The sequence below is a fragment of the Actinophytocola sp. genome, assembly GCF_035712165.1.
GTDB lineage: Bacteria > Actinomycetota > Actinomycetes > Mycobacteriales > Pseudonocardiaceae > DASYTH01.
This window is the reverse complement of sequence record NZ_DASTBH010000033.1, coordinates 1-10427: the sequence shown is the minus strand read 5'-3', so window position 1 is coordinate 10427 and position 10427 is coordinate 1. Positions and strand designations below refer to the sequence as shown.

At 69.2% G+C, this 10427-nt stretch carries 7 protein-coding genes; 4 read left to right on the top strand and 3 right to left on the bottom strand.

The genetic code is table 11. From position 1 onward, the window contains the following. Positions 1-235 precede the first annotated feature (235 nt). The 3 genes from VFO68_RS01725 to VFO68_RS01715 all read right to left on the bottom strand — a co-directional run bounded on the left by VFO68_RS01725 (position 236) and on the right by VFO68_RS01715 (position 3788). A complete protein-coding gene (locus tag VFO68_RS01725; protein ID WP_325156330.1) occupies positions 236-1741 on the bottom strand; it encodes an MFS transporter in 1506 nt (501 codons plus the stop codon). 61 nt (positions 1742-1802) lie between these two features. After that, the gene (locus VFO68_RS01720; RefSeq protein ID WP_325156329.1) at positions 1803-2075 is read right to left on the bottom strand and encodes a hypothetical protein; all 273 of its coding nucleotides are present in this window, start codon (positions 2073-2075) and stop codon (positions 1803-1805) included. A gap of 9 nt (positions 2076-2084) precedes the next feature. Further along, entirely contained in the window at positions 2085-3788 is a 1704-nt protein-coding gene (locus VFO68_RS01715) for a sodium:solute symporter family protein (protein WP_325156328.1), read from the bottom strand. Positions 3789-4158: 370 nt separating this feature from the next. On the opposite strand from VFO68_RS01715, the gene VFO68_RS01710 reads away from it, so the two are divergent. The 4 genes from VFO68_RS01710 to treY form a co-directional block, all read left to right on the top strand. Then, positions 4159-4554, top strand: a complete 396-nt coding sequence (locus VFO68_RS01710) for a hypothetical protein (protein WP_325156327.1) — start codon at positions 4159-4161, stop codon at positions 4552-4554. An 11-nt stretch (positions 4555-4565) separates the two neighbouring features. Further along, on the top strand, positions 4566-6470 hold the full coding sequence (gene malQ / locus VFO68_RS01705) for a 4-alpha-glucanotransferase (RefSeq protein WP_325156326.1): 1905 nt from the start codon (positions 4566-4568) through the stop codon (positions 6468-6470). A 37-nt stretch (positions 6471-6507) separates the two neighbouring features. Next, the gene (glgX, locus tag VFO68_RS01700; protein ID WP_325156325.1) at positions 6508-8643 is read left to right on the top strand and encodes a glycogen debranching protein GlgX; all 2136 of its coding nucleotides are present in this window, start codon (positions 6508-6510) and stop codon (positions 8641-8643) included. Then, a partial coding sequence (gene treY, locus VFO68_RS01695; RefSeq protein WP_325156324.1) for a malto-oligosyltrehalose synthase occupies positions 8640-10427 on the top strand: 1788 nt, incomplete at its 3' end. The genes glgX and treY, both read left to right, overlap by 4 nt.

The window sequence follows — 10427 nt, the reverse complement described above, 5'->3', positions numbered from 1 at the left end:
ATCCTTTCTTTCTTCTATGAATGATTTTGGTTTTTGAAGAAGCCGCGCCTGACCCTGCCCAGGGCGGGAGACCTGCCCGGTGCACGGCTGTGGGCCGGCCCCCAACCCCACAACCACGCACCCCCAGGGGCTGTCCACAGCCGTGCACCGCAACGCCAGCCCCAACCCACACAAAGGCGACCGCCCCGACCGTCCCGACCCCGCCAGGGACCCGCAACCAACCGGAGCGATACAGCTACGTGGAGAACGGTGAACCGGCACCCTCCGCGCGGGTACGGGTTCGGCGAGTGGAGGCCAAGGGGACGGCGATCTCTTCCAGGGAACGGCGTTCGGCGTCGACGGCCAGGAAGCGGGCCACCAGACCACCACCGATCATGACTATGGCGCCCAGCAGGTAGCCGAGGAACAGCAGGAACGGCTCGGAGCCGTCACCGATCAGTGCACCGTAGATCACCGGCCCCATGGCGCCGAAGCACTGCGCGATCGCGAAGAAAACAGCGATCGCCTTGGCTCGAACCTCCAGCGGGAAGATCTCGCTCACGGTCAGGTACGCCGAACTTGCTCCGGCCGAGGCGAAGAAGAAGATCACGCACCAACAGATCGTCTGGGTGATCGCGTTCAGGACCCCGGCGTAGAACAGGAACGCGCTGATCGCCAGCAGGACCCCGGACAACATGTACGTGCCCGAGATCATGGTCCGCCGCCCCACCGTGTCGAAAAGGCGCCCGATGGTCGGCGGCCCCAGCAGGTTGCCGATGGCGAAGGCGATCAGGTACAGCGGCGTCCGTTCGGACGGAACACCGTAGAACTTCCCCAGCACCAGCGTGTAGGTGAAGAAGATCGCGTTGTACAGGAACGACTGGCTGATCATCAATGACGCGCCGAGGATCGCACGTCGGGGATACTCGCGGAACAGGATTCTGGTGAGAGCCACGTAGCCGATCTTGTCGGCCGGCCTGACCTCCATCGCCTTGCTTTCGTCGACCGGCGGAAGTTCCTGCCCCGACTCGCGCACCTCGCGCTCGATCTGGGTGATGGACTCCTCGGCCGCTTCCGCCCGGCCGTTCATCACTTGCCAGCGCGGGCTTTCCGGGAGATTGCGGCGCACCAGCAGAATCACCACACCAAGCACCGGTCCGAGCAGGAAGCCCAGCCGCCACCCCAGCGACAGGTCCACGACGTTGAGCAGAATGAACGTACCCAGCGTGCCGATCACCGCGCCGGCCCAGTAGGTGCCGTTGACGGCGATGTCGACCCGGCCGCGGTACTCCGCCGGGATCAGCTCGTCGATCGCCGAGTTGATCGCCGCGTACTCCCCGCCGATCCCCATACCGGCGATGAACCGGGTCATATACAGGAAGAAGATCCAGAAGCCGCTGTTGCCGAGGGTCAGCGCGGTCAGCCCGCTACCGAACAGATAGACCCCCAGCGTGATCATGAACAGGTTCCGCCGGCCCAGTTTGTCCGACAGGCTGCCGAAGACCAGCGCGCCGACCACCTCGCCGGCCAGATAGATCGTGGCCAGCAGGCCGACCGCCGTCGACGACATGTTCAGCGTCTCGGGCTTGGTCAGGGTTTCGGCCACGGCGCTGGCGACGGTGATCTCCAGACCGTCGAGGATCCACGCCACCCCCAACGCGATGACCATGCGGGTATGGAACTTGGACCAGGGCAACCTGTCGATCCGCGCCGGAATCAGGGTGCGCACCACACCGGTAGCCGCCGTGTCGGGAACAGCCATGACGACCTCCAGGTCTCAACCTGCGGCCCGGATTCCCCGGCGTCCCACAGGCAAAACCCGGCTACCCTGCGCTAGCCTCGGCGGACTCCTCGTCATCGTCCGTGGCCGACTCGTCCGGCCCCGCCAGCGGCCTCAGCCACGTCCACACCAGGAACGCGGCGGAGGCAACCAGCATGCCCAACCCGGCCCACAGGTTGATGTTGATGCCGGCGGACTTCTCGAGGTCGGCGTCGCTGGTGAACCACAGGCCCATGATGGTGATCACCAGGCCGTACACCCCGATCAGCAGGGCGATGATCAGCCGGATGTCGAACACCCGCAGTCGGAGAGCCATGATCCGCTCCTAGGCGAAGATGATGTTCATGATGATCGTGAGCACGAGCGCGATCCCGGCCAACAGAGCAGGGTTGCGGTACCAGCCGGCGTCCGCGCCGGTGGTCGTGTGCTGGCGGTCCTTCTTGGGCGTCAGCGACCACACCAGTCCGGCCAGTTCGCTGTCCGGCTTCGGTGCGGTGGCATAGGAGACGCCGACGCTGACCACGATGTCGACGACGAAGGCCGCGCCGGCCCCGACGAACGCGGCACCCTGGCCGGGCAGCGTCCACACGCCGGACTCCGACAGCACGAACACCGTCACCGCGGTCACGATGCCGCTGACCAGACCGACCCACCCGGCCGTGGCGGTCATCCGCCGCCAGAACATGCCGAGGATGAACGTGGCGAACAGCGGCGCGTTGAAGAACGAGAACAGCTGTTGCAGGTAGTCCATCAGGTTGGCGTAGCTGGACGCGATGAACGCGGTGCCGATCGCCAGCACCGTGGCCCCGGCCGTGACGAGCCGGCCGAACCTCAGGTAGTAGCCGTCGTCGCGGTCCCGGACCAGGTAGTCCTGCCAGATGTCGTAGGTGAACACCGTGTTGAACGAGCTCAGGTTCGCCGCCATGCCGGCCATGAACGAGGCCAGCAGGCCGGCGATCGCGATACCGAGCATCCCGTTGGGCAACAGGTCCCGGATGAGCAGCAACAGCGCGTCGTTGAACGTCGCCCCGCTCGGCGCCGCCTGCTCGGCCAGCAGGGCCTCCTTGTTCTCTCCCATCAACTCGGTCACCGACACCCCCGCGATCATGCCGGGGATGATCACGATGAACGGGATGAAGATCTTGGGGAACGAGCCGATGATCGGGGTGCGCCGGGCGGCGGACATGCTCTTGGCCGCCATCGCGCGCTGCACCTCGACGAAGTTCGTTGTCCAGTAGCCGAAGGACAGGACGAAGCCCAGGCCGAAGACCAGGCCGAGCACGGACGCCAGGTTGCTCTCGAACCCGGTGAGCTGGTTGCCCGGCCACAGGTGCACCTGCGCCTCGCCGCCCGGCCCGTTGGACACCTTGTCCACCAGGCCTTCCCAGCCACCCACCTTGTACAGGCCGACGATGGTCAGCGGCAGCAGCGCGGCGACGATGACGAAGAACTGCAGCACTTCGTTGTAGATCGCGGCGGACAGCCCGCCGAGCGCGGTGTAGGTCAGCACGATCGCGGCCGAGACGATCACCGACAGCCAGATCGGCCAACCGAGCAGCAGGTCGATCACGCTGGCGAGCAGGAACAGGTTGATGCCGGCGATGAGGATCTGAGCCGTGCCGAAGGAGATCGCGTTGACCAGATGCGCGGGTTTGCCGAACCGGCGCAGCATGAACTCGGGAACGCTGCGCACCTTGGAGCCGTAGTAGAACGGCATCATCACGATGCCGAGGAACAGCATCGCGGGAACCGCACCGATCCAGAAATAGTGTGCGGTCGGGATGCCGTACTGGGCGCCATTGGCGGACATGCCCATGACCTCGATCGCGCCGAGGTTCGCGGCGATGAACGCGAGGCCGGTGACCCAGGCCGGCAGCGACCGGCCGGACAGGAAGAAGTCCAGGCTCGTCGAGACCCGGCGCCGCGCGGCATAGCCGATGCCCAGAACAAGCAGGAAATAGCAGGCCAGCAGCGCGAAGTCGACCGCGTTGGCGTCGAGCCGCAGGTTGGCGTCGGCCAGTATGGACACCCCACTCACCTCCTGTGCTGAACACAGGAGACCACGGGTGATCACACTTCGCTTGAGAGCGAGTCCGCGTTGACTCCGGGTGCGGGATGCACCACGCCGCGCGTCGCCCGGTTGGCGGAGGAACGGGAGGGGTCCGGATGCGGAGCGCAGTTAACCCAAAGGGCATACCACTCGTAAGGCGAAATTAGCACGCGGCAGCATGTTGCTGGCGCCGATGACCTCGTAGTATGGGCACGCCGCCAAACCCGGTCCCTCGACTGGTTAGTTTCGCCGATGCAATGGTTTGTGTCCGGGCCGATCGGGGAACAAGGTCAACTGCGGGACCGGCTGGGCCTGCTGAGCGCCGGATGCGGTGCGGGAGGAGTAGGTCGTGGGGTCGAAGCAACAACAGCGGACCATTGACGTCAAGACGGAGCTGCGGGCCACACCGCCGCTGGCCCGGCGGCGGGAGCCGGGCATGCACCGGCCCGCGCCCGTCCCGGGGCGATATCTGCGTACCGCGGTGGACAGCGTGCTCGCCGAACTGTCCGCGACCGCCGTGCCGGACGTGCAGGCCATGCACCGATGCGACGACACGCTGCGGTGTGCGCTCGCCTGGACCGCGGCCGTGGGGGACACCTGCCGGGTGGCCGCGGCGGTGGACGCGGTGCGGGACGCCCGGCTGCGGCTCGACGCGGCCGATCCGGACCAGGCTCGGCTCGCGTTGCTCACCGCCCGGGATGGGCTGCGCCTGCCCATGCCCGGGCCACGCGCCGCGTCGCACTAAGCTCCCGCTGAATGGATGAAGAGCTGGGTGCGCTGGCGAGCGCGCACGGAGTCGCCACCTGGTACGAGGACACCGAACGCCGCCGCATCGCGGTGTCCGACGATGTCGTGGTCGCGGTTCTCGCTGAACTTGGAGTGGATGCCGGCAGCCCGGCCGCGGTGCGAGCCGCGCTGGCCGATGCCCGCGCGCCCCGGCCCGGGGTGCCCGACTCGCTGATCGTCAGGCAGGGCGAGGGGCCGGACATCGGCGGTTCCGGTGAGGTGATCACCGAGGACGGCGCGGCGGTCGCCGTGTCGGGCCGGCTGCCGGCCGACCTGCCGCTGGGCTGGCACACGCTGGCCACCGACGGTCGCGAGGTCACGCTGGTCGTCACGCCGCCCCGGTTGCCGGCGGTGCCGCCCGCCTGGGGCTGGCAGCTGCAGCTCTACGCGCTGCACTCGGCCGGCTCCCAGGGCATCGGTGATCTCGAGGACCTGCGTGCGCTGGTCACCGGGTCGGCGGCGCTGGGAGCGGGGGTGGTGCTGGTCAACCCGGTCCAGGCGATCACGCCCAGCCATCCGATCCAGCGCTCGCCCTACTCGCCGTCCAGCCGCCGCTTCGCCAACCCGCTCTACCTGCGGGTGCCGGGTGTCGAACCGGTTCGACAGGCCGAGCTGATCGACTATGACGCGGTGTGGGCCGCCAAGCTGGCCGCGCTGGAGGGGATGTGGACTGGGCAGGTCGCGGTGGATGGGCTCGAACCCGAACTGCGGGACTTCGCCACGTTCTGCGCGCTGGCCGAGCGGCACGGGCCGGACTGGCGTAAGTGGCCGGAGGGGCTGCGGCATCCCGGCGGCGGCCAGGTGGCGCAGGCGCGCGCCGAGTTGGCCGACCGGGTGGGCTTCCACGCTTGGGTGCAGTCGCTGTGCGGCGAGCAGCTCGACGCAGCCCGGGCGGCGGCGCACGCCGCCGGCATGCCGATCGGGATCGTGCACGACCTCCCGGTGGGCGTGGACCCGGCCGGCGCCGACGGTTGGGCGCTGCAGGACGTGCTGGCCTCCGAGGTGACGGTCGGCGCGCCACCCGACGCTTTCAGCCAGAACGGCCAGGACTGGAACCTGCCGCCGTGGCGGCCGGACCGGCTGGCGGCCACCGGCTACCGCCCCTACCGGGACGTCATCCGGGCGGTGCTGGCGCACGCCGACGGGATCCGGGTCGACCATGTCGCCGGGTTGTGGCGGCTGTGGTGGATCCCGCCCGGCTTCCCGGCACACCAGGGCACCTACGTGCGCTACGACGCCGGGGCGCTGCTGGGCATTCTGGCGTTGGAGGCGCACCGGGCCGGCGCCGTCGTGGTCGGCGAGGACCTCGGCACCGTGCCGGACGAGGTGACCAGCACGCTGCACGAGCACGGCATGCTCAGCTCGGCGGTGCTGTGGTTCCAGCGGGACAAGACCGCGCCGGGCGAGCCGCTGCTGCCGCCGCGCCGGTGGCCGGCGGCCGCCATGGCCAGCATCTCCACCCACGACCTGCCCACGGCGGCCGGGTTCCTGCGCGCCGAGCACGTCCGGGTGCGGGCCGAGCTGGGCCTGCTCGGTGACCCGGACGCGGAGTACCAGCGGGCCGCCGCCGAGCGGGCCGAGCTGGTCGCGGCGTTGGACGCGCACGGCCTGCTGCCGGACGGCACAGCGACGACCGAGGCGGATCTGGTCGTCGCGCTGCACGCGCTGCTCGCCACCGCGTCGAGCACGCTGCTGCTGACCTCGCCCCAGGACGCGCTCGGCGAGCCGAGGCAGCCGAACCTGCCCGGCACCGTGGACGAGTACCCGAACTGGCGGATTCCCCTTCCGGTCACGGTCGAGGAGTTGCTGGAGCACCCGGCGGTGCTGCGGGCCGTCGCCGCACTCAGCCGAGCGCGCCCACACGCTCTACCGTGACATTGCATCACCCCCTTGCGGATCTGAAGGAGCGCGCGTGCGGCCTTGGCCCGGTACCCCCTACCCGCTCGGTGCCACCTATGACGGCGCCGGCACCAACTTCGCGGTGTTCTCGGAGGTGGCCGATTTCGTCGAACTGTGCCTGTTCGACAGCGACGGCATGGAGACCCGGATCAGGCTGCCCGAGGTGGACGGCTTCGTTCATCACGGCTACCTGGCCGGGATCGGCCCCGGCCAGTGGTACGGCTACCGGGTGCACGGGCCGTACGACCCGGCCAACGGCCAGCGCTGCAACCCGAACAAGCTGCTGCTCGATCCCTATGCCAAGGCGATCGGCGGCGAGGTGGACTGGGACGAGTCGGTCTTCGGCTACCGCTTCGACGCGCCCGACGAACGCAACGACGCCGACTCCGCGCAGCACACCGCCTTCGGTGTCGTGGTCAACCCGTTCTTCGACTGGGCGACCGACCGGCCGCCGAACACGCCGTACAACGAAAGTGTGATCTACGAGGCACATGTGCGCGGGCTGACCAAGCTGCACCCGGAGATCCCTCCGCAGCAGCGCGGCACCTACTCCGGCCTGGCGCACCCGGTGATGATCGACTACTTCACCCGGCTCGGCATCACCGCCGTCGAGCTGATGCCGGTGCACCAGTTCCTCCACGACCACGGCCTGGTCCAGCGGGGTCTGCGCAACTACTGGGGCTACAACACGATCGCCTACTTCGCCCCGCACGACTCGTACACCTCGATGCGCGGCAGGGGCAACCAGGTGCAGGAGTTCAAGGCCATGGTCCGGACCCTGCACGAGGCGAACATCGAGGTGATCCTCGACGTGGTCTACAACCACACCGCCGAGGGCAACCACCTGGGGCCGACGCTGTCCATGCGCGGCATCGACAACGAGGCCTACTACCGGCTGGTGGACGACGACAAGTCCTACTACATGGACTACACCGGCACCGGGAACTCGCTCAACGCCCGCAACCCGCACACCCTGCAGCTGATCATGGACTCGCTGCGGTACTGGGTCAGCGAGATGCACGTGGACGGGTTCCGGTTCGACCTGGCCGCCACCCTGGCCCGGGAGTTCTACGACGTGGACCGGCTGTCGGCGTTCTTCGACATCATCCAGCAGGATCCGGTGATCAGTCAGGTGAAGCTGATCGCCGAGCCCTGGGATGTCGGCCCGGGTGGCTACCAGGTGGGCAACTTCCCGCCCTTGTGGACGGAGTGGAACGGCAAGTACCGGGACACGGTGCGCGACTTCTGGCGCGGCAGCCCGGAGACGCTCGGCGAGTTCGCCTCCCGCATCACCGGCTCGTCCGACCTGTACCAGGACGACGGGCGGCGGCCCTACGCGTCGATCAACTTCGTCACCGCGCACGACGGCTTCACCCTCAACGATCTGGTGTCCTACAACGACAAGCACAACGAGGCCAACGGCGAGGACAACAACGACGGGCACAACGACAACCGGTCCTGGAACTGTGGCGCCGAGGGGCCGACCGACGACGAGAAGGTCAACACGCTGCGCGCCCGGCAGCGGCGCAACATGATCGCGACCCTGCTGCTGTCCCAGGGTGTGCCGATGCTGCTGCACGGCGACGAACTGGGCCGCACCCAGGGCGGGAACAACAACGCCTACTGCCAGGACAACGAGATCTCCTGGGTGGACTGGTCGCTGCTGGAGGAGAACGACGACCTGGTCGAGTTCACCGCCGCGGTGACCTCCTTGCGCCGCAACCATCCGGTGTTCCGCCGGCGCCGGTTCTTCGCCGGTCGGCCGATCCGCAAGGGCGAGGAGCTGCGGGACATCGCCTGGTTCGCACCGAACGGCGAGGAGATGTCCGAACAGGACTGGGAGTCCGAGTTCGGCCGGGCCGTCGTCGTGTTCCTCAACGGCGAGGGCATCCCGGACCGGGACAAGCGCGGCGAGCAGGTGGTGGACGACTCGTTCCTGATGTTCTTCTCCGCGCATGACGAGGACATGGAGATGGTCGTCCCCGATGCCAGCTACGGCACCGAATGGGCGGTGGTGTTGGACACGGCCCAGCGTGCGGTGATCGACGGGGACCTGCCGGCCGACACCCGCCGGGTCGGTGCCGGGCAGACGCTGCCCGTCACGGCCCGCTCGCTGGTGGTGCTGCGTCGAGTGAAGGACGGCGAGTGACAGCTCCCAGTTCCACCTACCGGTTGCAGCTGCACGCCGGGTTCGACCTCGACGCCGCCGCCGAGCTGGTCGGCTATCTGGACCGGCTGGGGGTCGGCGCGGTCTACACCTCGCCGCTGCTGGCCGCCGCGCCCGGCTCGACGCACGGCTACGACGTGGTGGACCCGACCCGGACCAACCCGGAGCTCGGCGGCGAACCGGCCCGGCTGCGGCTGGTGGCCGCGACCCGCGCGGCCGGGCTCGGGCTCGTCGTGGACATCGTGCCGAACCACATGTCGGTGGCGATGCCGGCGGCCAACCGGTGGTGGTGGGACGTGCTCACGCACGGGCCGCAGTCGCGCTACGCCAAGTACTTCGACATCGACTGGAGCCGCGGACCGTTGCTGCTGCCGGTGCTCGGCGAGGAGCCGGACCCGGAGCTGACGGTGCGGGACGGCCGGCTGGCCTACTACGAGCACGAGTTTCCGCTCGCGCCCGGCACCCACACGCCGGAGGAGCAGCACTACCGGCTGGTGTCCTGGCGGCGCGGCAACGCCGAGCTGACCTACCGGCGGTTCTTCGACATCACCACGCTGGCCGCCGTGCGGGTGGAGGATCCCGAGGTGTTCGAGGCCACGCACGCCGAGCCGGTGCGCTGGGTGCGCGCCGGCGAGGTGACCGGGCTGCGGGTCGATCATCCGGACGGGCTCACCGACCCGGCCGGCTACCTGCGGATGCTGCACGAGGCGGCGGGCTGCTGGGTGGTGGTGGAGAAGATCCTGGAGCCGGACGAGGCGTTGCCGGGGCGCTGGCCGGTCGGCGGAACCACCGGCTACGACGCGCTGCGCGAGGTGTGCGGGGTGTTCGTGGATCCGGCGGCCGAGGGACCGGTCACCGAACTGGCCGAGGAGTCCGGCCTTCGGGACGACTTCGCCACGGTGCGGCGGGACAGCCGGCTGATGATCACCCGCACCGCGCTGGCCGCGGAGGTGCGCCGGATCGCCGCGCTGGTGCCGGTGGACCAGGCCGAGGCGGCGATCGCGGAGCTGCTGGTCGCGTTTCCGGTGTACCGGTCGTATCTGCCGGACGGTGCGGAGCACTGGACCGAGGCCATGGCGGCGGCGCTCGCGGCCCGGCCCGATCTCAACGACGCTCTATCCACTGTGGACAAAGAAGTGCGGGCCAACCCGGAGGGTGAGCTGGCCCGGCGGATCCAGCAGACCTCCGGGATGGTGGTGGCCAAGGGCACCGAGGACACCGCCTTCTACCGCTACACCCGGTTCGTGGCACTCAACGAGGTCGGCGGTGCGCCGGACCGGTTCGGGGTTCCGGTGGCGGAGTTCCACGCGGCGGCGGCGGCCCGCGCGGAGCACTGGCCGGCCAGCATGACCACGCTGTCCACGCACGACACCAAGCGGTCGGAGGATGTGCGGGCGCGGCTGGCCGTGCTGTCCGAACTGCCGGGGGAGTGGGCAGGCCTGGTCCGGCGCTGGTCGGATCGCCGGGGGTTGCCCGAGCCGGCGCTGAACCTGCTGGCCTGGCAGACGCTGGTCGGCGCCTGGCCGATCGGCGCTGACCGGCTGGCGGAGTACCTGGACAAGGCGGCCAAGGAAGCCAAGCTGCGCACCTCGTGGACCGACCATGACGAGGAGTTCGAGGCCGCGGTGGCGGCCTGGCCGGCGGCGGTGCTCGGCGATCCCGAACTGTCCGCCGAGGTCGCGGCGTTCGTCGAGCGGATCCGGCCGGCCGGCTGGTCCAACTCGCTCGGCCAGAAGCTGCTGCAGCTCGCCGCACCCGGGATTCCG